General features: G+C 61.5%; 17 protein-coding genes. 11 read left to right on the top strand and 6 right to left on the bottom strand.

Annotated features, from left to right (window positions below):
• Window positions 1–12: 12 nt before the first annotated feature.
• The 4 genes from parE to RB216_RS02385 all read left to right on the top strand — a co-directional run bounded on the left by parE (window position 13) and on the right by RB216_RS02385 (window position 6,137).
• Complete coding sequence (parE, locus tag RB216_RS02370; protein ID WP_028615497.1) at window positions 13–1,917, top strand: DNA topoisomerase IV subunit B; 1,905 nt, start codon at window positions 13–15, stop codon at window positions 1,915–1,917.
• On the top strand, window positions 1,917–2,912 hold the full coding sequence (locus RB216_RS02375) for an esterase-like activity of phytase family protein (protein ID WP_028615498.1): 996 nt from the start codon (window positions 1,917–1,919) through the stop codon (window positions 2,910–2,912). The genes parE and RB216_RS02375 overlap by 1 nt, the downstream gene beginning before the upstream one ends.
• 73 nt (window positions 2,913–2,985) lie before the next feature.
• Window positions 2,986–5,250: a DNA topoisomerase IV subunit A gene (gene parC, locus RB216_RS02380; RefSeq protein ID WP_308908278.1), complete on the top strand. Its 2,265-nt coding sequence runs from the start codon at window positions 2,986–2,988 to the stop codon at window positions 5,248–5,250.
• 176 nt (window positions 5,251–5,426) lie between these two features.
• The gene (locus RB216_RS02385; RefSeq protein ID WP_028615500.1) at window positions 5,427–6,137 is read left to right on the top strand and encodes a PqiC family protein; all 711 of its coding nucleotides are present in this window, start codon (window positions 5,427–5,429) and stop codon (window positions 6,135–6,137) included.
• A 158-nt stretch (window positions 6,138–6,295) separates the two neighbouring features.
• Here RB216_RS02385 and RB216_RS02390 read toward each other — a convergent pair whose 3' ends face one another.
• Window positions 6,296–7,798, bottom strand: a complete 1,503-nt coding sequence (locus tag RB216_RS02390; RefSeq protein ID WP_028615501.1) for an AhpA/YtjB family protein — start codon at window positions 7,796–7,798, stop codon at window positions 6,296–6,298.
• Between the two features lie 133 nt (window positions 7,799–7,931).
• On the opposite strand from RB216_RS02390, the gene serB reads away from it, so the two are divergent.
• On the top strand, window positions 7,932–9,146 hold the full coding sequence (serB, locus tag RB216_RS02395; protein WP_028615502.1) for a phosphoserine phosphatase SerB: 1,215 nt from the start codon (window positions 7,932–7,934) through the stop codon (window positions 9,144–9,146).
• A gap of 130 nt (window positions 9,147–9,276) precedes the next feature.
• Here the strand turns inward: serB and asd are convergent, their stop codons facing one another.
• The 3 genes from asd to RB216_RS02410 are packed head-to-tail and all read right to left on the bottom strand — an operon-like array spanning window position 9,277 to window position 12,561.
• Complete coding sequence (gene asd, locus RB216_RS02400) at window positions 9,277–10,137, bottom strand: archaetidylserine decarboxylase (protein ID WP_028615503.1); 861 nt, start codon at window positions 10,135–10,137, stop codon at window positions 9,277–9,279.
• Between the two features lie 15 nt (window positions 10,138–10,152).
• Complete coding sequence (locus RB216_RS02405) at window positions 10,153–10,968, bottom strand: rhodanese-like domain-containing protein (protein ID WP_028615504.1); 816 nt, start codon at window positions 10,966–10,968, stop codon at window positions 10,153–10,155.
• A 57-nt stretch (window positions 10,969–11,025) separates the two neighbouring features.
• Window positions 11,026–12,561: an HDOD domain-containing protein gene (locus tag RB216_RS02410; RefSeq protein ID WP_068932623.1), complete on the bottom strand. Its 1,536-nt coding sequence runs from the start codon at window positions 12,559–12,561 to the stop codon at window positions 11,026–11,028.
• A 166-nt stretch (window positions 12,562–12,727) separates the two neighbouring features.
• Between RB216_RS02410 and motA the strand changes: the two genes are divergently transcribed.
• Together motA and motB are read left to right on the top strand one after the other, a co-directional pair.
• Window positions 12,728–13,579, top strand: a complete 852-nt coding sequence (gene motA, locus RB216_RS02415) for a flagellar motor stator protein MotA (protein ID WP_016976894.1) — start codon at window positions 12,728–12,730, stop codon at window positions 13,577–13,579.
• A 3-nt stretch (window positions 13,580–13,582) separates the two neighbouring features.
• On the top strand, window positions 13,583–14,602 hold the full coding sequence (gene motB, locus RB216_RS02420; protein ID WP_028615506.1) for a flagellar motor protein MotB: 1,020 nt from the start codon (window positions 13,583–13,585) through the stop codon (window positions 14,600–14,602).
• Window positions 14,603–14,761: 159 nt separating this feature from the next.
• Here the strand turns inward: motB and rsgA are convergent, their stop codons facing one another.
• The gene (rsgA, locus tag RB216_RS02425) at window positions 14,762–15,793 is read right to left on the bottom strand and encodes a small ribosomal subunit biogenesis GTPase RsgA (protein ID WP_003171340.1); all 1,032 of its coding nucleotides are present in this window, start codon (window positions 15,791–15,793) and stop codon (window positions 14,762–14,764) included.
• A gap of 108 nt (window positions 15,794–15,901) precedes the next feature.
• Between rsgA and orn the strand changes: the two genes are divergently transcribed.
• Window positions 15,902–16,444, top strand: a complete 543-nt coding sequence (gene orn / locus RB216_RS02430) for an oligoribonuclease (protein ID WP_010563317.1) — start codon at window positions 15,902–15,904, stop codon at window positions 16,442–16,444.
• A gap of 169 nt (window positions 16,445–16,613) precedes the next feature.
• Window positions 16,614–17,228, top strand: coding sequence for a trimeric intracellular cation channel family protein (locus RB216_RS02435; RefSeq protein WP_028615507.1), 615 nt, complete (start codon window positions 16,614–16,616; stop codon window positions 17,226–17,228).
• Here the strand turns inward: RB216_RS02435 and queG are convergent.
• Window positions 17,225–18,289 carry a tRNA epoxyqueuosine(34) reductase QueG gene (gene queG, locus RB216_RS02440; RefSeq protein WP_122814976.1) on the bottom strand — a complete coding sequence of 355 codons (1,065 nt, stop codon included), beginning with the start codon at window positions 18,287–18,289 and terminating at the stop codon, window positions 17,225–17,227. The genes RB216_RS02435 and queG overlap by 4 nt on opposite strands.
• Window positions 18,290–18,352: 63 nt before the next feature.
• On the opposite strand from queG, the gene RB216_RS02445 reads away from it, so the two are divergent.
• Together RB216_RS02445 and tsaE are read left to right on the top strand one after the other, a co-directional pair.
• Window positions 18,353–19,213 carry an NAD(P)H-hydrate dehydratase gene (locus RB216_RS02445; protein ID WP_068932624.1) on the top strand — a complete coding sequence of 287 codons (861 nt, stop codon included), beginning with the start codon at window positions 18,353–18,355 and terminating at the stop codon, window positions 19,211–19,213.
• On the top strand, window positions 19,201–19,671 hold the full coding sequence (gene tsaE / locus RB216_RS02450) for a tRNA (adenosine(37)-N6)-threonylcarbamoyltransferase complex ATPase subunit type 1 TsaE (RefSeq protein ID WP_068932625.1): 471 nt from the start codon (window positions 19,201–19,203) through the stop codon (window positions 19,669–19,671). Before RB216_RS02445 ends, tsaE begins: the two co-directional genes overlap by 13 nt.
• Window positions 19,672–19,676: the final 5 nt, after the last annotated feature.

Genomic DNA, 19,676 nt, shown 5'->3' on the forward strand with positions numbered 1-19,676 from the left:
CGACGAGACCCCATGGCCACTCCCAGCGCTAGCTCTTATAACGCCGACGCCATCGAAGTCCTCTCGGGCCTCGACCCGGTGCGCAAACGCCCCGGCATGTACACCGACACCAGTCGGCCGAACCACCTTGCCCAGGAAGTCATCGACAACAGCGTCGATGAAGCCCTGGCCGGCCACGCCAAGTCGGTGCATGTCATTCTCCACGCTGACCACTCCCTGGAAGTGTCCGACGATGGTCGCGGCATGCCGGTGGACATCCACCCGGAAGAGGGTGTGTCGGGCGTCGAGCTGATCCTCACCAAGCTCCATGCGGGCGGCAAGTTCTCCAACAAGAACTACCAGTTCTCCGGCGGCCTGCATGGCGTGGGTATTTCGGTGGTCAACGCCTTGTCCACGCTGGTGCGGGTCAAGGTCAAGCGCGACGGCAACGAGTACCAGATGACCTTCGCCGATGGCTACAAAGCCACCGACCTGGAAGTAATCGGCACCGTGGGCAAGCGCAACACCGGCACCAGCGTGTACTTTGCGCCGGATCCGAAATACTTCGATTCGCCAAAATTCTCCATCAGCCGCCTCAAGCACGTGCTCAAGGCCAAGGCTGTACTGTGCCCAGGCCTGCTGGTGACTTTTGAAGACAAAGGCACCGGTGAGAAGGTCGAGTGGCACTATGAAGACGGCCTGCGTTCGTACCTGGAAGACTCCGTCAGCGACTTCGAGCGCCTGCCCAACGAGCCGTTCTGCGGCAGTTTGGCCGGTAATAAAGAAGCTGTGGACTGGGCGCTGCTGTGGTTGCCGGAAGGTGGCGACAGCGTGCAGGAAAGCTACGTCAACCTGATCCCGACGGCCCAGGGCGGCACCCACGTCAACGGTTTGCGCCAGGGCTTGCTGGATGCCATGCGCGAATTCTGCGAATACCGCAGCCTGCTGCCGCGCGGTGTGAAGCTGGCGCCGGAAGACGTGTGGGAGCGCATCGCGTTCGTGCTGTCGATGAAAATGCAGGAGCCGCAGTTCTCCGGCCAGACCAAAGAGCGCCTGTCGTCCCGCGAGGCGGCGGCGTTTGTCTCCGGCGTGGTCAAGGATGCCTTCAGCCTGTGGCTCAACGAGCATCCTGAATTGGGCCTGGCCCTGGCGGAGTTGGCGATCAACAACGCCGGTCGTCGTTTGAAGGCCAGCAAGAAGGTCGAGCGCAAGCGCATCACCCAGGGCCCGGCATTGCCCGGCAAGCTGGCCGATTGCGCCGGGCAAGACCCGATGCGCTCCGAGCTGTTCCTGGTGGAAGGTGACTCCGCCGGCGGTTCCGCCAAGCAAGCGCGGGACAAGGAATTCCAGGCGATCCTGCCGTTGCGCGGCAAGATCCTCAACACCTGGGAAGTCGATGGCAGCGAAGTCCTGGCCAGCCAGGAGGTGCACAACATCGCCGTGGCCATTGGCGTTGATCCCGGCGCAGCGGACATGAGCCAACTGCGCTACGGCAAGATCTGCATCCTCGCCGACGCCGACTCCGACGGCCTGCACATCGCCACGCTGCTGTGCGCGTTGTTCGTTCAGCACTTCCGCCCGTTGGTGGATGCCGGTCACGTCTACGTTGCGATGCCGCCGTTATATCGGATCGACCTGGGCAAGGAGATTTACTACGCCCTGGACGAAGCCGAGCGCGATGGCATCCTCGATCGCCTGGTCGCCGAGAAGAAACGCGGCAAGCCACAGGTCACGCGATTCAAGGGCCTGGGTGAAATGAACCCGCCGCAGCTGCGCGAAACCACCATGGACCCGAATACCCGGCGCCTGGTGCAGTTGACCTTGGAAGACTACGCCGCCACCTCGGAAATGATGGACATGCTGCTGGCGAAGAAACGCGCGCCTGACCGTAAGTCCTGGCTGGAGTCCAAAGGCAACCTGGCCGAGGTTCTGGGCTGATGCGCACAGGTTTCGCCCTGGCGATCCTGATGTTGAGCGGGTTGGTGGCTACCACGGTAGTTGCCGCGCCCGTGGCTGAGCTAAAGCTGATGTCCGAACACCCGGTGGACGGCATGCGCGGCGGCAACCTGTCGGGCCTGGCCTTGTGTGGCAAGGAGTTGTGGACGGTTTCCGACCGCGATGACGACCAGATCTACCGCCTGGATGTCAGTGCGCCAACCTGGCAGGCCGAGGCGGTAAAGATCGACGTGCCACCGGTGCCGGAATCCGGACTGCCGTGGGGTTTGCGTTCGCGCACCAAGGCTGCATCGTTCATTCGCGGTGGCGATTTGGACTTTGAAGGCATCACCTGCGATGCCGCCGGCAACCGCTACGTAGTCAGCGAAGCCCATGCGGCGGTGCTGCAAGTGCCGGTGACGGGTTCGCCTGAGTGGTTGAAGATCGCGCCGGGCATGGTGCGTGAAGCGCGGGCCAGCGGCATGTTACTGCACTTCAACGCCTTGTTTGAAGGCCTCGCGATCAATCCCGAAGGCAATCAGATTTGGCTGGCAGCCGAGCGCGAACGACGGGGGCTAATTTCGATCAAGCGTCCGCAAAGCCTGTGGGATTGTGACGGCCCCTGCGTATTGTTGAGCGAAGCCGGCCAGGAAGTGCAACCGGCCCAGTTCCCGAACCCCAAGGCGGTGTCCAAGGACTTCGCCGACCTGGCGCTGTTCAACGGCAAGCTGTTTACCCTGGAGCGCAATGCGTTCCAGATTTGCCGGCGTGATGCGGTCACGGCCAAGGTCGAACTGTGCTGGTCGTTTGCCGACGAGACCCTGACGCCCGAGCGGCGTTATCCTCAGCCCTATGGCCTGGCAGAAGCCCTGGTGGTGGACGCCGACGGTGCCTGGCTGGGCATCGACAACAATTTCGGCCCGCGTGCCGATGGTGAAAAGCGCCCCGTGGTCTATCGTTTCGCCGCCCCTGTCGGTGGCTGGAGCGCTCGCCCATGAGCCCCTGTTTTTTTGAATTGACCCGGTGCAGCGGCAGTTCCGCAGCACCTTACCCGACCATGATGAGGCCCGCATGAGTGACATCCTCGCAGACAGCTTAGATGGCGTAGAACGCCGGTCGCTGGCTGACTTCACCGAAAATGCCTACCTCAACTACTCCATGTACGTGATCATGGACCGTGCCTTGCCGCATATCGGCGACGGCCTCAAGCCCGTACAACGGCGCATCATCTACGCCATGAGTGAGTTGGGCCTGGACGCTGATTCCAAGCACAAGAAGTCGGCGCGTACCGTCGGTGACGTGCTCGGTAAGTTCCACCCCCACGGTGATTCCGCCTGCTACGAAGCGATGGTGCTGATGGCGCAGCCGTTCAGCTATCGCTACACACTGGTAGACGGCCAGGGCAACTGGGGTGCGCCGGACGATCCCAAATCGTTCGCTGCGATGCGATACACCGAAGCGCGTCTGTCGCGTTATTCGGAAGTCCTGCTGAGCGAATTGGGCCAGGGCACCGCCGACTGGGGGCCTAATTTCGACGGCACCCTCGACGAGCCGCTGGTGTTGCCGGCACGTTTGCCGAATATCCTGCTCAATGGCACCACCGGTATTGCTGTGGGTATGGCCACTGACGTGCCGCCGCATAACCTGCGTGAAGTCGCCACCGCCTGCGTGCGCTTGCTCGATGAGCCCAAAGCCACGGTAGAACAGCTCTGCGAGCACATCCAGGGGCCGGATTACCCGACCGAAGCGGAAATCATCACGCCGCGCGCCGACCTGCTGAAGATGTACGAAACCGGCAAGGGTTCGGTGCGTATGCGCGCTGTTTACCACATCGAAGATGGCGACATTATCGTCACCGCGTTGCCGCACCAGGTGTCCGGTGCCAAGGTGCTGGAGCAGATCGCCGCGCTGATGCAGGCCAAACCGTCGAAATTGCCGCAGGTTGCCGACCTGCGTGACGAATCCGACCACGAAAACCCTTGCCGCATTGTGATCATCCCGACCAACAGCCGGGTCGACCACGAAGTGCTGATGCAGCATCTGTTTGCCAGCACGGACCTGGAGTCCAGCTACCGGGTCAACGTCAACATCATCGGCCTGGACGGCAAGCCGCAGCTGAAAAACCTGCGCAACCTGCTGGTGGAGTGGCTGGAGTTCCGGGTCAACACCGTGCGTCGCCGCCTGCAATTCCGCCTGGATAAGGTCGAGCGCCGCCTGCACCTGTTGGACGGCTTGCTGATTGCCTACCTCAACCTGGATGAAGTGATCCACATCATCCGTACCGCCGAGCACCCGAAAGCCGAGTTGATTGCGCGTTTCGAGTTGAGCGAGATTCAGGCTGACTACATCCTCGACACCCGCTTGCGTCAGTTGGCGCGACTGGAAGAAATGAAGCTGCGCGACGAACAGGACGCGCTGCTCAAGGAGCAAGCCAAGCTGCAAGCGCTGCTGGGCAGCGAAGCCAAGCTGAAGAAGCTGGTGCGCAGCGAGCTGATCAAAGACGCCGAAACCTACGGCGATGACCGTCGTTCGCCGATCGTGCAGCGCGCAGAAGCGAAAGCGCTGACAGAAACCGAGTTGCTGCCAAACGAGAAAATTACCGTCGTTCTGTCGGAAAAGGGTTGGGTTCGCTCCGCCAAAGGGCATGATATTGACGCCACTGGCTTGTCGTACAAGGCGGGTGACGGGTTCAAGACCGCTGCCGCCGGGCGTTCCAACCAGTTTGCGGTGTTTATCGATTCCACCGGGCGCAGTTATTCGGTACCGGCCCACACCTTGCCGTCTGCACGGGGGCAGGGTGAGCCATTGACCGGGCGCCTGACGCCGCCGCCAGGGGCGAATTTCGAGTGCGTGCTGCTGCCGGACGACGATGCGCTGTACGTGATCGCCTCCGACGCGGGCTATGGGTTTGTGGTGAAAGGTGAAGACCTGCAGGCCAAGAACAAGGCGGGCAAGGCTCTGCTGAGCTTGCCTAACCACGCCAAGGTGATCCTGCCGCGGCCGGTGGACGACCGAGAGAGCAACTGGCTGGCGTCGGTGACTACCGAGGGGCGTTTGCTGGTATTCAAGATCAGCGACCTGCCGCAGTTGGGCAAAGGCAAGGGCAACAAGATCATTGGCATTCCCGGCGAGCGAGTGGCCAGTCGCGAAGAGTATGTGACCGACATCGCAGTGATCCCGGAAGGCGCGACGTTGGTGCTTCAGGCCGGTAAACGTACCCTGTCGTTGCGTCCTGACGACCTTGAGCATTACAAGGGTGAGCGCGGTCGGCGTGGTAACAAATTGCCTCGTGGCTTCCAGCGCGTGGATGCTTTGCTGGTGGAAACGCCGGTTTAACGCGTATTAGAGCCCTCGATCTACGATTTAACGCGTAGATCGACGCTTTGGCGCTGGAGTCATGGCGCATATTCACGGATGATATGGCCTTTCCAGCGCCGGCGTGGCCGAGCGTGTTTAGGTTATTTTTAGTATTACATTGTGGTTCGCCTTGTGGCAGCCACCTGGATGGGATGATGACTGCTCCACGCCTTCCTTTATTTTTCGTGCTCGCTGGCCTTTTGGGGCTGGCGGGTTGCAGCACACATCAACCGGTGTCGCTGTACCAGCTGGACAGCGGAAGTCCGGCTCAACCTGCACAGACCGCCGGCATGGCCGTCTTGCTGGGCCCGGTAGTTGTCGCCGACTACCTGCAACGCGAAACGCTGCTACAACGTCAGAACGACGGCAGCCTGCAAGGTTCCACCGATGGTCGTTGGGCGGGCAGTTTGTCGTCCGACATCAACCAATTGATGTTGCGTCAGGTCGCAGGTCAACTGGACAGCCAGCGTGTGGTGCTGGCGCCCGCGCCGACCGGGTTTACTCCGGACGTGCAGGTGTTGCTGACGATCACCCGTCTTGACTCCGGTACGTCGCAGCCGGCGATTCTCGATGCGCAATGGCGCTTGATCGATCGTCGTGGCCAGGTACGCGATAACCGCATCGTGCACCTGCAGGAGCAGCACACCGGCACCACCGCGTCCCAGGTCCAGGCCCAGGGCGTGTTGTTGCAACATCTGGCACAGCAGTTGTCGGTGGCCCTCAAGCCATTGGCCAACCAACCGCCGATTGCCGAAGCGCCGCGCAAGCAGAGCGCCCCTGCGCAGGCTAAGCCGGCAGAACCGCAGAAGCCGAAGATGCCAATGGCGACGCCGATTCGCACGGATATGGAAGTGTTCAGGTTCTGATCTGAATCGCAGATACAAAAAAGGCCCGCTGATTCAGCGGGCCTTTTTATTGGCTGTAAACCCGATCCCTGTAGGAGCCGGCTTGCCGGCGATAAGGTCGTCGAGGCCGGTGGTGATGGTGAGATGGCCATCGCCGGCAAGCCGGCTCCTACATAAGATCAGGGCTTGCGGGTCTCGTGCATCCGCGCCAACTGCCGCTCCAGCATCGAGGGATACGGCTCCATCAACCGCTCCACACAGCTTGCACCCTCTGGGCTGGCAATCGGGCGGATGCGTGCGCGCTGGCGGATCAGTGTGTCTTCACTGATCTTACGTTCCACCAGCAACAGGTTGCGGCTGTGCTGCGACAGCGCCAGGGCGTCCTGGGCGCTTTCGGTGAGCAGCAGGTCGATCTGGCTCATGCCAAACAGGTCATCGCTCACCGTCAGGCCCAACTGCAGTTGCAGCGTGATGCCACTGTCGGCCACTTCGATCTGCAGGGCATGGCCCAGGGCGCGAAGCAACTCGCCGCAGCAGATGGCGTTGGTCAGGTAGTCTTCGCCGCTGTCTTCACTGTGGAACAGCATCAGCGTGCTGCCGTCGTTCAGGGTGTGCAGCTCGCTCTGGTACAGCGAAGCGGCCTGGTCGAGGCAGTCGCGGTAGCGCTCCAGCAGCTCGGTCAGGCGTGCGCGGGGCAGGCGACGCAGTTGGTCCTGAGCGCCCAGTTGCACAGCCAATACGGCGCTGAACTGGGGTTCGGTGTTCTTCACCGGGACTGGCTTCGGTGCGACGGCCGGTTCGCTGGCCGAGGTGTCGCGCAGGTCGGCGAAGGGGTCTTCGTCGTCCAGTTCGTCTTCTTCGGCTTTGAACGCCTGGCGGGTGGCAGGCTTCAGGCCCGCTACCGGCGCTTCTTGTACTTCAAACGCAGGCTCGTCGTCGTAGTCTGTTTCGTCGAACTCAGGCTCTGGCTCTACTTCGCGCACCACCGGTTCCGGGGCGAAACTGGCGTGCAACTGGCGGGCGAGGTCACCGATCTCATCCTGGCGTTCAGTGGCCGGGGTGTGTTCGTCGATATCGCGCAGCCAGATGCGCAACTGCATCAGTGGCGTGGAGATGTGTCGACCCAGGCGCAGACTCAACGCCAACGCCAGTGCCAGCAGGATCGCGCTCAAGATGCCCATGCTTTGCAGGCTGATGGTCATCGGCTGCTGGAATTGCTGCATGTCCAGGCTGATGCGCAGTTGGCCGGCCTTCACATCCTGAAACGTAATATTGCTCTGGTAGAGACCTTCGGCTTCACCCAGCAGGCCGTTTTTCGGGCGTTGCCCGGCTTCGGCCATGATCCGGTTGTCCACGCTGTAGATGGCGGCGTGGGCCACCAGCGGGTTCTTGGTCAGGTTGTTGAGCAGCACGTTGAGGCTGAGGATGTCATTGGACACCAACAACTCAGTCGCCGAGGTGGCGGTCTGGGTGGTCAAGCTCTCGCCCAGGGCGTCGGCTTGCTCATGCATGGCCTGTTTGAACTGCAAACCCATCACGCAGGCGTAGATCACCAGGGCCAGGGCGACCAGGATCACGTTATGGCTGGCGATGCGTAATGCGATCGGTACACGGCGGTGGCGCAGTGCCCGGAAGATCAGCAGGAAGAAATTATCGGTTTTTACTGGCGTGGGCCGGTTCACTTGCGCTCGGCTCTTGGTCCGTGAAGTTGACGCGCAGTATAGCGACAGCCCTAGAACCGGCAAAGCGCTGGCTGTGCCCGATGGTCACTGAAAGTGGGTAGAATGCGGTTTTTTTCCAGCCTGGGGGTGCGCCTTGCGCGAAATTGTCCTGATAAACATCACGGGGGAAGACCGCCCAGGTCTGACCGCAGCCATTACCGGTGTTCTGGCCCAGGGTGGTGTGAACATTCTCGACATCGGTCAGGCGGTGATCCACGACACCTTGTCCTTCGGCATCCTGGTCGAGATCCCGAGCACTGAACAGGCGTCTTCGGTGCTCAAGGACATCCTGTTTACGGCGTACAAGCTGGATCAACAGGTGCGTTTCACCCCGGTCTCCGAGGAGGACTACCAGCAATGGGTCGCCGGCCAGGGCAAGAAACGCCACATCGTGACGCTGCTGACCCGCAAGGTCACCGCCGAACAGTTGCAGCGCGTCAGCTCCATTACTGCGCAATACGGCCTGAATATCGACCATATTGACCGTCTGTCGGGTCGTATGCCGCTGGACACCCCGGCCGACAAAGGCAAGGGCTGCATCGAGTTCTCCGTGCGCGGTGAACCGGCCGACCCGCAAGCCCTCCGCGCCGAGTTCCTCAGCGTGGCCCAGGAGCTGAATGTCGATATCGCGTTCCAGGAAGACTCGCTGTTCCGCCGCAACCGCCGTCTGGCGGTGTTCGACATGGACTCCACGCTGATCGAGGCTGAAGTCATCGACGAGTTGGCCAAAGCCGCCGGTGTGGGCGAGCAGGTTTCCGAAATCACCGAGCGCGCCATGGCCGGTGAGCTGGATTTCCGCGCCAGCTTCAAGGAGCGCCTCGCGCTGCTCAAAGGTCTGGATGTGAGCGTGCTGGACTCCATCGGCGCCTCCCTGCGCCTGACCGAAGGCGCCGAGACCCTGTTCGCCGAACTCAAGCGCCTGGGTTACAAGACCGCGATCCTGTCGGGTGGCTTCACCTACTTCGCCAAGCAATTGCAGGCCAAGCTGGGCATTGACTACGTGTTCGCCAATGAGCTGGAAGTGGTGGATGGCAAGGTGACCGGCGTGGCCGTGGAGCCGATTGTTGACGCGCAGCGCAAGGCGGACCTGTTGAAGGAGTTGGCCCACAAGGAAGGGTTGCGTCTGGAACAGACCATTGCGGTCGGCGACGGTGCGAATGACCTGCCGATGCTGGCGATCGCCGGGTTGGGTGTGGCGTTCCGTGCCAAGCCGCTGGTGAAGCAGTCGGCCAAGCAGGCGATTTCGACGCTGGGGCTCGATGGCGTGCTGTATCTGCTGGGCTTCCGCGACCGCGACGGCCAGCTTTAGGCCGTCACGCCACCCCCTGTAGGAGCGAGCTTGCTCGCGAAAATCGTCAACGATTACACGGGCATTCTGGATGCCCGCGGTGTTCTTGAGTTCTTCGCGAGCAAGCTCGCTCCTACAGGGTCTGTGTCGATCAGGCTTTAGGTGCGGCGATGCCTTGGCCCATCTGTACCGGAGTACCAGCGGCCAGTTCTTCAGCCCACTTCACCTGATCCGGCCCGAACAGTACGATTGCGGTCGAACCCAGCTTGAAGCGACCCAACTCCGCACCTTTTTCCAGATGAATCGGCGCACGTGCAGCCTCGTCGTAGCGGAAGGTTTTCAGCTCGCGCTTCGGCGGTGTCACCAGGCCGGCCCATACGGTTTCAATCGACGCGACGATCATCGCGCCCACCAATACCACGGCCATCGGGCCGCGCTCGGTGTCGAAAATGCAGGCAACGCGCTCGTTGCGCGCGAACAGTTCAGGTACGTTTTCAGCGGTAGTCTGGTTCACCGAGAAGATGCGACCCGGGATGTAGACCATCTCACGCAGCGTGCCGGCCAGCGGCATGTGCACCCGGTGGTAGTCCTTCGGCGACAGATAGATGGTGGCGAAATCACCACCCATGAACGGCGCTGCTACGGCCGAATCACCACCTAGCAACTCCAGCACGCTGAAGCTGTGGCCCTTGGCCTGGAACACCCGGCCATGCTCGATCGGGCCCAGTTGGCTGACCGCACCATCGGCAGGGCTCAACACCGCGCCTGGGGTTTGATCCAGTGGGCGCGCGCCGTCTTTCAGGGCGCGGGTGAAGAAGGCATTGAAGTGCTCGTAAGCGGTCAGGTCCTCAACCAGGGCTTGGGACATGTCCACTTGATAACGCTTGGCGAACCACGTGGTGAACGCATTTTTGAACCAGCGCACGCGGCACTCGGCAACGCAACCGGCCAGGCGCGACAGCAAGTGGTGCGGCAGCAAGTACTGGCTGAGGATAAACAACTGCTTTTTCATAACTGTCCTTAAACCTTAAATCTCGACGGGGGTGTCGGGGTGGTTGCCCCATTCGCCCCAGGAACCGGCATAACCTTTGACTCGCGGATAACCGAGCGCCTTGGCCACCAGGTAGGTGAAGCCAGAGCGGTGGTGAGTCTGGCAGTGGGTGATGATTTCTTTGTCGCGGGTCAGCCCGAGGTCTTCGAGGATCTGCGGCATGTCACGGCGGATACGCAGGTTGCGCGTCTTGTCCATGCCGGCGGTCCATTCGAAGTTCACCGCGCCGGGGATGTGTCCGCCTTTGGCTGCGAGGACCTTCTCGCCGGAGTACTCCAGCGGACCGCGTGCGTCCCAGATGCCCAGGTCGGCAGCGCCCAAGCGGCTTTGCAGGTATTCGCGGGTGGCGGTGGGGCCGTCGTGCAGCGTGAGGCTGACCGGGCCGCCGACGGGGGCGGGCACCTCGGTCGAGACCGGGTGCTTTTCTTCCAGCCAGGCCAGCAGGCCGCCGTCCAGGTAGTGGTACTTCTGGTGGCCGATCACGTCGAGCATCCAGATGAATCGTCCGGCCCAGCCGCCGCCTTCGTCGTCGTAGACCACGTAGGTGGCGTCCGGGGTATGACCCAGTTCGCCGAACAGTTTCTCAAGATCAGCCTTGTTGGGCAGCAGGCCGGGCGCCGGCGGCTGGCCCAGTTGGGTGCGCTTGGGGTCAACGAAATGCGCGCCGGGGATATGCCCTTCGGCGTAGCGGGCGGCACTGGTGAGGTCCACCAGTATCAGGTGTTCGGCATCGAGGCGACCAAGCAGGTCGCTGGATTCGATCACCAGCGGCAAGCCAGAGAAGTCAGGCATGTGAGGTCTCCTGGGCACAAATGTTGGCGATAAAAGACGGCGATTGTAGCGCAAGCATCAGGCGCTGCGGTTGGTAAAGCAGTGCAGGGCTTTCTCGATGCATTGGGCAGTTTTGCCGAAGGCCTGCACGGTGGTTTCCGAGAACGGGCCGCCGCCCTGGTCGGCCACCATCAGCATCACCACCTTGCCATTGCAGCTCAAGGAGCGCAGCAACAGGTGTTCGCCGGTGAACAGGCGGCGCAGGATCGGCGGCAGCAAAGCCGAAAACTGCGCGTGGTTTTCAGGGTTGAGGCGTACTTGGGCGGACTTTTCCAGCAAGCGCTGCAGCAACGTACTGTTGACCACATCCAGGCTCAAATTGGCCGCATCCTTGGGCAGGCCATCGGCCTGGTGCACACGCAAGGTGCTCATGGCGCGGTCAGCCATCAACAACATGACCCGCTGCATACCACTGGCCACCAGGGCCTCCTTGGCGCAGGTGGTCAGGTGCATGGCGTTGGCAAAGCGGCTCGGCTCTACCAGCAGCTCGGTGCAGCGCTTGCGCCACACGGCCAGAGCCTCGGCAGTGGGCGGCGGCGCTGGGAGCAGGCCGCGATGAATCTTCTGTACATGCCACGGCCAGATCAGCGACAGCGCCGGGTGCCAGAGGTCGGGCATCAAGGCGGTGCGGGCGCTGGTGACAGCCTGTTGGTGGACCAGTTGCTGCACCTCGCCCAAAGGCTGTTGCAGGTACAGCGCAGTGAGCAATTGCCAGCGTTCGGTGTGCGGGCAGGTCCAGGACTCTTGGGCCGACATCGCCAGGCCGTTGGCCAGCAGCACGGTGTTGGCCGGCTGGTTCAACCAGCGGCGCAGATTGGGTTCGGCGTCGAGCAATTGCTGGTGGCGCAGTGGGTCGTCCTCGCGGGCGATGTGCAGCGCCTTGACCAGCAAGCGTTTCTCGCTCATCAGCAGCTTGTAGCCCTGGGATACCCAGATCGGTAAGTGCCAGGCTTCGGTCAGGGCGACGCACAGGTCCAGCAAGCGCACGCCGAACAACGCTTGCTCGACCTCGCGCGCCGATTGGCCTTTGTGGATCACCCGCAGTTCCCATTCTTCGAGGAGTTTGGGGTAGGCGACCGCCATCGGCCACAGCGGCGACAGAAACAGCAGGCTGCCCCAGTGAATGTCCTGCCACAGTCGCGCCAGGCGGCTGCCGAACAAACCGTTGGCTTGTTGCGACGCGTGCTGGCTCACCAGCAGCAATTGGCGCAACGCCACGGGAATCTCGTTGGCCGGCACCGACGGCAGGCGTGCCAGCAGTTCTTCGGCGCGCTTGAGGCCCAGGCGATTGAGCGCCACTTCGAGGTTTTCCGCCGGTTCCGCCAGGCTGCCATGGGTGTGGCTGTTGGCCTCGCGCATCACGCTGAGCACGAGCGCCGGGCTGCTTTGCATCAGCTCGGCAATATCTCGCAATGAACTGCGGCTGTCGCGGATGCCTTTGCACACACGGTCGTGGCTGGCCTGGGGCACAGGCAGCAGCACATCGTCCAGGCGCTTGACCCAAGCGGCGAGAGAGGTCGGTTTTGCAGTTGGGACTGTCGTTTCATTAGCCATGATAGGGGCGCGATCATCACTTGCGGTCTACACGCCCGGAGCGGGCCGAACTGGCTTTTCGCCTTAACGGGCTATAGTCTGGCGCAGTTTTGCCGATAAGTAGAACAAGAGTTTTCTGCTACACCCAATATGTCCATGAACCCGACGGCGCAAGTACTCATCCCCTATGGCTAAAATTATCGGCATCATCGTCGTCATCGCAAGCGTGCTCGGTGGCTACGTCCTGTCCCACGGTAAAATTGCTGCGTTGATCCAGCCCTTCGAAGTGCTGATCATCGGTGGTGCGGCGTTCGGCGCATTCTTGCAGGCCAACCCCGGCTACATGACCATGCACGTGGTCAAGAAGTCCCTGGGCATGTTCGGTTCGCGCTTCACCCACACCTTCTATCTGGAGGTTCTGGGCCTGGTCTACGAGATCCTCAACAAAAGCCGCCGCGAAGGCATGATGGCCATCGAGGCTGACATCGAAGATGCCGCCGCCAGCCCGATTTTCGCCAAGTACCCGGCCGTGCTCAAAGATGAGCGCATGACCGCCTACATCTGTGACTACCTGCGCATCATGTCCTCCGGCAACATGGCCCCCCATGAGCTGGAAGGCCTGTTCGACATGGAGTTGTTCAGCCTTAAAGAAGAGCTGGAGCATCCCTCCCACGCCGTGACAGGGATCGCTGACGGTATGCCGGGGTTCGGTATCGTTGCGGCGGTACTCGGTATTGTGGTGACCATGGCGTCCCTGGGTGAGGGCGACCAGGCTGCCATCGGTATGCACGTCGGTGCGGCACTGGTCGGTACCTTCTTCGGTATTCTCGCGGCCTACGGCTTCTTCGGCCCGCTGGCCACCTCCCTGGCCCATGACGCCAAGGAAGAAATCAACCTGTACGAATCGATCAAGGCCAGCTTGGTCGCCTCAGCCTCCGGCATGCCGCCGTCGCTGGCGGTGGAATTCGGCCGCAAGGTGCTGTACCCGAAACATCGCCCAAGCTTCGCCGAGCTGGAACAAGCGGTTCGCGGTCGCTAAGCCATGGAAAACAACCAGCCGATAATCATCAAGCGCGTCAAGCGCTTCGCTGCGGGGCACCATGGCGGCGCCTGGAAAATCGCCTTCGCCGACTTTGCGACGGCGATGATGGCGTTCTTCCTGGTGTTGTGGCTGATGTCCACCGCCACGCCGGAACAGAAGATCGCCATCGCCGGTTACTTCAAAGACCCAATTGGTTTCTCGGAAAGCGGCACGCCCTTCGTGATCGACCTGGGCGGTTCGCCGCAGTTGGCGCCTGAGCGCACCATCAACCCGGAAGTGCAGACCGAATCGCCCCAGGAAAAAATCCCGATCGAGCGCGATACCGTTGAATCCATGGCCGAACAGGTCGAGCAGGAACGGCTTGAACTGTTGCTGCAAGAACTGCAGACCAAGGTTGAGGAAAACCCGCAACTGCTGAAATTCAAGGACCAGATTTCATTCGAGATCACGCCTGAAGGTTTGCGTATCCAGATCACCGACGCGGCCAACCGGCCGATGTTCGACTCCGGCAGTGCACGCTTGAAGCCGTACTTTGAAGACATCCTGCTGGCCATGGCCGACACCATCAAGGCAGTGCCGAACAAGATCAGCATCAGCGGCCACACCGACGCCAAGCCGTACGCAGGCCAGGGTGACTTCGGCAACTGGGAACTCTCGGCCAACCGCGCCAATGCCGCTCGCCGCGCGCTGGTAGCCGGCAGCTATCCGGACCCGCAAGTGGCGCGTGTCGTGGGGTTTGCTTCATCGCAGTTGTTTGATCATCAAGACCCGTTTAACCCGGTCAACCGACGGATCGACATCGTAGTGCTGACCAAAAAGGCCCAGCGTGCGATTGAGGGTGATCAGCCGCCAGCGCCGCAACCCACCCAAGGTGCAGGCGCACCGGGTGAAGTACCGGTCGACCCGAACGCCATTCCGCCAGGGCAAGAGCCGCTGCCGGCGCATGAGCTGCGCCAGAAGCTGAATTTGTTTGATGATGGTGGGGTGAAGGATCCTACGGTGCCGGGTACGGGTTCGTAAGCTTTACACATAAAAAGGCCGCGATGATCGCGGCCTTTTTATACCTGCCTGTAGGAGTGAGCTTGCTCGCGAAAGCGTCAACGATAACGCGTTCATCCAGGATGCCCACGTCGTCTGTGTGTTCTTCGCGGGCAAGCTCGCTCCTACAGCGGCGGTGGTTTAGTAACTGCTCTCCGGCAAACTCGCAATAATCGACCGATAGCTATTCATCCGTTGCTGCTGCACACGCCCATCCTCCAGCGCCTTGAGCAACGCACAGCCCGGCTCGCGGTCGTGTTTGCAGTCGCGGAAGCGGCAAGTGCCGATCAGGTCGTTGAACTCGATAAAGCCCGCTTCCACATCGCTGCGGCTGACGTGGCCAAGGCCGAATTCGCGGATGCCTGGGGAGTCGATCAACTCACCGCCGCCGGGGAAATGGAACAACCGCGCGGTGGTGGTGGTGTGGGTGCCCTGGCCGGACAGTTCCGACAGCGGGCCCACACGGGTGTCGACTTCCGGCAGCAGGCTGTTGACCAGCGAGGATTTGCCCACGCCCGACTGGCCGACAAACACGCTGATGCGCCCGTCCAACTGCTGTTGCAGCTGTTCCATGCCATTGCCGTGATGCGCCGAAACTTCCAGCACCGGGTAGCCGAGCGTGCGGTATACCGCCAGCAAGGCATTCAGCGCGGGAGCGTTTTGCTCGTCGATCAGGTCGAATTTGTTCAACAGCAACAGTGGGCGAATGCCAGCGTGCTCGGCTGCGACCAGGTAGCGGTCGATCAGGTTGGCATGCGGCTCCGGCAGCGGCGCGAACACGATGACGATCATGTCGACGTTGGCCGCCACCGGCTTGAGTTGGCCACGGCTGTCCGGGCGACGCAGTTCGGTGGTACGTGGCAACTGGGCAACGATCACGCCGATGCCTTGGTTTCCGGCGCGCCAGACTACTTTGTCGCCGGTGACCAGCGCCGGCAGGTTGGCGCGCAAGTGGCAACGGGAGACCGAGCCTGCGAGTTCGCCTTCCAGCGCCTCGACTTCGACCTGCACACCAAAGTGCGCGATCACCAGGCCCGTTTGCTCGGGGCCCAGGTCGCCGCCTTCAAGCGCTTCTACGGCGGAGGATTCACGTTTGGCGGCGCGAGCGGCGCGTTCACCTTGAATCTTTTCGATGCGCCAGTTTTGGCGACGATTGAGCTGGCGTTTGGCCATTGGTGTTCCGTGTCGATAATGCAAAGGTTGGGTAAAACGATGGCGAGTCTAGCACGCCCCCGCCTGCTAAACTGCGCAGCTACGCCACGGTGCCAAGAGAATCAAGCCATGCAAAACCCACAGAACCTGATTTGGATCGATCTGGAAATGACCGGTCTGAACCCCGACACCGATGTCATCATCGAGATGGCGACGATTGTCACCGACAGCAACCTCAACACCTTGGCCGAAGGTCCGGTGATCGCCATCCACCACAGCGACGCCGTGCTCGCCACCATGGACGAGTGGAACACCCGCACCCACGGTAACTCCGGCCTGACCCAGCGCGTGCGCGACAGCCGCGTCAGCATGGCCGAAGCCGAAGCCGAAACCATCGCCTTCCTGGAAAAGTGGGTGCCTAAGGGCAAGTCGCCGATCTGCGGCAACAGCATCTGCCAGGACCGTCGTTTCCTTTATACGCACATGAAGGCGCTGGAAAGCTACTTCCACTACCGCAACCTGGATGTGTCCACGCTTAAAGAGCTGGCCGCGCGTTGGGCGCCGGAAGTCAAAGACAGCTTCCATAAAGGCAGCACGCACCTGGCGCTGGACGATATCCGCGAGTCGATTGCCGAGCTGCAGCATTACCGCAAGCATTTCATCAAGGCTTGATGACCGTCATCCTGTAGGAGCCCGGCTTGCCGGCGATGGCGCCCCAAAGATCGCCATCGCCGGCAAGCCGGACGCCACAGGATCGAGTTTGCGGCAGATAATGGCTTGCCCTCTTTTGGTGCCATCAGCAAATGATTAGACTGCCGGCCTCTTTGCAAGGATCGCCCTCATGCTGCTGATGCTCTACCTCATCGCCATCACTGCCGAAGCCATGACCGGCGCGCTGTCGGCCGGGCGGCGCGGCATGGACTGGTTTGGTGTAGTGCTGATCGCCTGCGTCACAGCGTTGGGCGGTGGATCGGTGCGCGACGTGCTGCTCGGGCATTACCCGCTGACCTGGGTCAAACACCCGGAGTACCTGGTGCTGACCTCGATTGCCGCACTGGTGACGATCTTTATCGCACCGCTGATGCGTCGTCTGCGCTCGTTGTTCCTGGCGCTGGACGCCGTGGGCCTGGTGGCGTTCACCCTGATTGGTTGCATGACCGCGTTGGAGATGGGCCACGGCATGCTGGTGGCGTCGGTCAGTGGTGTGATCACTGGAGTTTTCGGTGGCATCCTGCGAGACATTTTCTGCAACGACATCCCGCTGATCTTCCGCCGCGAGCTGTACGCCAGCGTGTCGTTCCTCGCCGCCTGGTTCTACATGCTCTGCCTTTATCTGGAGCTGCCCAGCGAGCAGTCGATCCTGCTGACCCTGTTCAGCGGCTTTCTATTGCGGCTGCTGGCGATCCGTTTTCACTGGGAAATGCCCAAGTTCGTCTACAACGACGACGTGCACTAGCGCGTAGCGTGCTGGTTCAGCGCCCATTCCACATGCTCTCGTACCAATTCCGAGGGGTAATCCCGGCGCGCCTTCAAGGCCTCCAACACTGGAATGCTCGACGGCGCATTGCCCAGGCCCACCGCAAGATTGCGCAGCCAGCGCTCGTAGCCGGCGCGACGCAGCGGTGAGCCTTCGGTGCTGCTGAGGAATTTATCCTCGTCCCACATAAACAATTCGGCCAACTCCGCGTTATCCAGATTGTGGCGTGGCTTGAAATCGCTTTCAGCGCTAGGGCGGGCGAAACGATTCCATGGGCATACGATCTGACAGTCATCGCAACCGAACACACGGTTGCCGATCAGGGGGCGCAGCTCCTCGGGGATCGCGTTCTTCAGCTCGATGGTCAGGTAGGAAATGCAGCGTCGGGCGTCCAGTACGTAAGGGCCGACGAAGGCATTGGTGGGGCAGATATCCAGGCAAGCAGTGCAACGGCCGCAATGTTCGGTGCTGTGGGGCGCGTCGATCGGCAGCGGCAAGTCGACAAACAGTTCGCTGAGGAAGAAATAGCTGCCGGCCTTGCGATTGAGGACCAGGGTGTTTTTACCGATCCAGCCCAGCCCGGCTTTTTCGGCGATGGCTTTTTCCAGCACAGGCGCGCTGTCGACAAAGGCGCGGAAGCCGAAAGGGCCGATCTGCGCTTGAATGCGGTCGGCCAGTTGCTGCACGCGCTTGCGGATCAGCTTGTGGTAGTCGCGGCCCAAGGCGTAGCGGGAGATATAGGCTTTTTCCGGCTTGGCCAGCAATTGGGCCATTTGCGTATCGCCCGGCAGGTAGTCCATGCGCAGCGACACCACGCGCAAGGTGCCCGGCACCAGTTCGTCGGGGTGGGAGCGTTTGCTGCCGTGGGCGCCCATGTAGTCCATCTCGCCGTGGTAGCCCGCGTCGAGCCAGCGTTGCAGGTGCTGCTCATGCTCGGCGAGGTCCAGGCCGCTGATGCCGACTTGTTGAAAGCCCAGCTCGCGGCCCCAGTCTTTGATCGATTGGGCGAGGGCGGGAAGATCGGACGTAATAGCAGGCATGAGACACGGGAAACCACAGGTTAGATGCGTATAATTCTGCCAGACATCGGAGCTTGAAGACGCATGCCGCAGACAAAACACGCAATAACCGACGTACAGCCCCTCTTGCACGGCCATCTGCCGCAACTGGCGGCGCGTTCCCCGGACGCCCATAAAGGCCAGTTTGGCCACCTGTTAGTCATTGGCGGCGACCGCGGCTTTGGCGGCGCAGCCTTGCTGAGCGCCGAAAGTGCCTTGCGCAGTGGTGCGGGGATGGTGTCCCTGGCGACGCGCCTGGAACACGTGTCGGCCGCTTTGGCCCGCTTGCCGGAAGTCATGACCGTCGGCGTGAGTTCGGCCAATCAACTGATGGGCCTGTTGGAAAAGATCTCGGTCATTGTGATCGGGCCTGGGCTGGGTGACGCGTCCTGGGGTAAAAGCCTGCTGTCCGTCGCCGCCAACGCGAAGCAGCCACAAGTCTGGGATGCCGACGCCTTGAACCAACTTGCCAGTGGCGGCGTCAGCTTGCCGGCCAACTGCGTGATCACCCCGCATCCAGGGGAAGCCGCGCGGTTGCTGGGTATTTCGACAGCCGAGGTTCAGGCCGATCGTCTTAAGGTGGCGCGCGCGTTGAGTCAGACATTCAATGCAGTGGCTATCCTCAAGGGGGCTGGAACTTTGATTGCCAGTCCGGACGGACGTGTTTCACGGTGTGACCAGGGCCATCCAGCGATGGCAACGGCGGGCCTGGGTGATGTCCTGGCCGGTCTGGTGGGCGCGTTGCTGGCCCAGGGCATGCCGGCTTATGAGGCAAGCTGCCTGGCCGTGTGGTTGCACGCCACGGCGGGAGATCGCCAGGGCACCTTTGGTCGCGGCTTGGCCGCCAGCGACCTGATACCCGCCATTCGTCAATTGCTGGAGGAACAGTCGCCGTGTCTGAAGTAATTCTTTTCCTGGCCGATGAAGAGGCCATGGTCAGCTTCGGCCAGCACATTGCCCAGGTCACGGCCGGGGCGGGGCTGATCTTTCTGGAAGGCGACCTGGGGGCGGGCAAGACCACGCTGTCCCGGGGGATCATTCGCGGGTTGGGCCACACCGGCGCGGTAAAAAGCCCGACGTTCACCCTGGTAGAACCCTATGAGATTGGCGACGTGCGAGCGTTCCATTTCGACCTCTATCGCCTGGTGGACCCCGAAGAGCTGGAATATATGGGGATCCGCGATTACTTCGATGAAGATGCGTTGTGCCTGATCGAGTGGCCAGATAAAGGCACAGGCTTTTTGCCAAAGCCTGACATGACCATTACCATTACGCCGCATGAGCATGGACGTCAGTTGAAGTTGTTGCCCCAGAGCACGCGCGGCCAGTCTTGGTGCGCCGCTTTGGCATTGGAATTCAAATAATTGGT

Origin of the sequence: Pseudomonas canadensis, from assembly GCF_030980095.1 — a bacterium.
GTDB lineage: Bacteria > Pseudomonadota > Gammaproteobacteria > Pseudomonadales > Pseudomonadaceae > Aquipseudomonas > Aquipseudomonas canadensis.

Coding starts and splice junctions, on each gene's coding strand:
- RB216_RS02445 (WP_068932624.1), top strand. CDS start 18,353: ATGCCGCAGACAAAACACGCAATAACCGACGTACAGCCCCTCTTGCAC.
- RB216_RS02385 (WP_028615500.1), top strand. CDS start 5,427: ATGACTGCTCCACGCCTTCCTTTATTTTTCGTGCTCGCTGGCCTTTTG.
- RB216_RS02375 (WP_028615498.1), top strand. CDS start 1,917: ATGCGCACAGGTTTCGCCCTGGCGATCCTGATGTTGAGCGGGTTGGTG.
- orn (WP_010563317.1), top strand. CDS start 15,902: ATGCAAAACCCACAGAACCTGATTTGGATCGATCTGGAAATGACCGGT.
- queG (WP_122814976.1), bottom strand. CDS start 18,289: ATGCCTGCTATTACGTCCGATCTTCCCGCCCTCGCCCAATCGATCAAA.
- motA (WP_016976894.1), top strand. CDS start 12,728: ATGGCTAAAATTATCGGCATCATCGTCGTCATCGCAAGCGTGCTCGGT.
- motB (WP_028615506.1), top strand. CDS start 13,583: ATGGAAAACAACCAGCCGATAATCATCAAGCGCGTCAAGCGCTTCGCT.
- RB216_RS02410 (WP_068932623.1), bottom strand. CDS start 12,561: ATGGCTAATGAAACGACAGTCCCAACTGCAAAACCGACCTCTCTCGCC.
- RB216_RS02405 (WP_028615504.1), bottom strand. CDS start 10,968: ATGCCTGACTTCTCTGGCTTGCCGCTGGTGATCGAATCCAGCGACCTG.
- asd (WP_028615503.1), bottom strand. CDS start 10,137: ATGAAAAAGCAGTTGTTTATCCTCAGCCAGTACTTGCTGCCGCACCAC.
- parE (WP_028615497.1), top strand. CDS start 13: ATGGCCACTCCCAGCGCTAGCTCTTATAACGCCGACGCCATCGAAGTC.
- rsgA (WP_003171340.1), bottom strand. CDS start 15,793: ATGGCCAAACGCCAGCTCAATCGTCGCCAAAACTGGCGCATCGAAAAG.
- parC (WP_308908278.1), top strand. CDS start 2,986: ATGAGTGACATCCTCGCAGACAGCTTAGATGGCGTAGAACGCCGGTCG.
- RB216_RS02435 (WP_028615507.1), top strand. CDS start 16,614: ATGCTGCTGATGCTCTACCTCATCGCCATCACTGCCGAAGCCATGACC.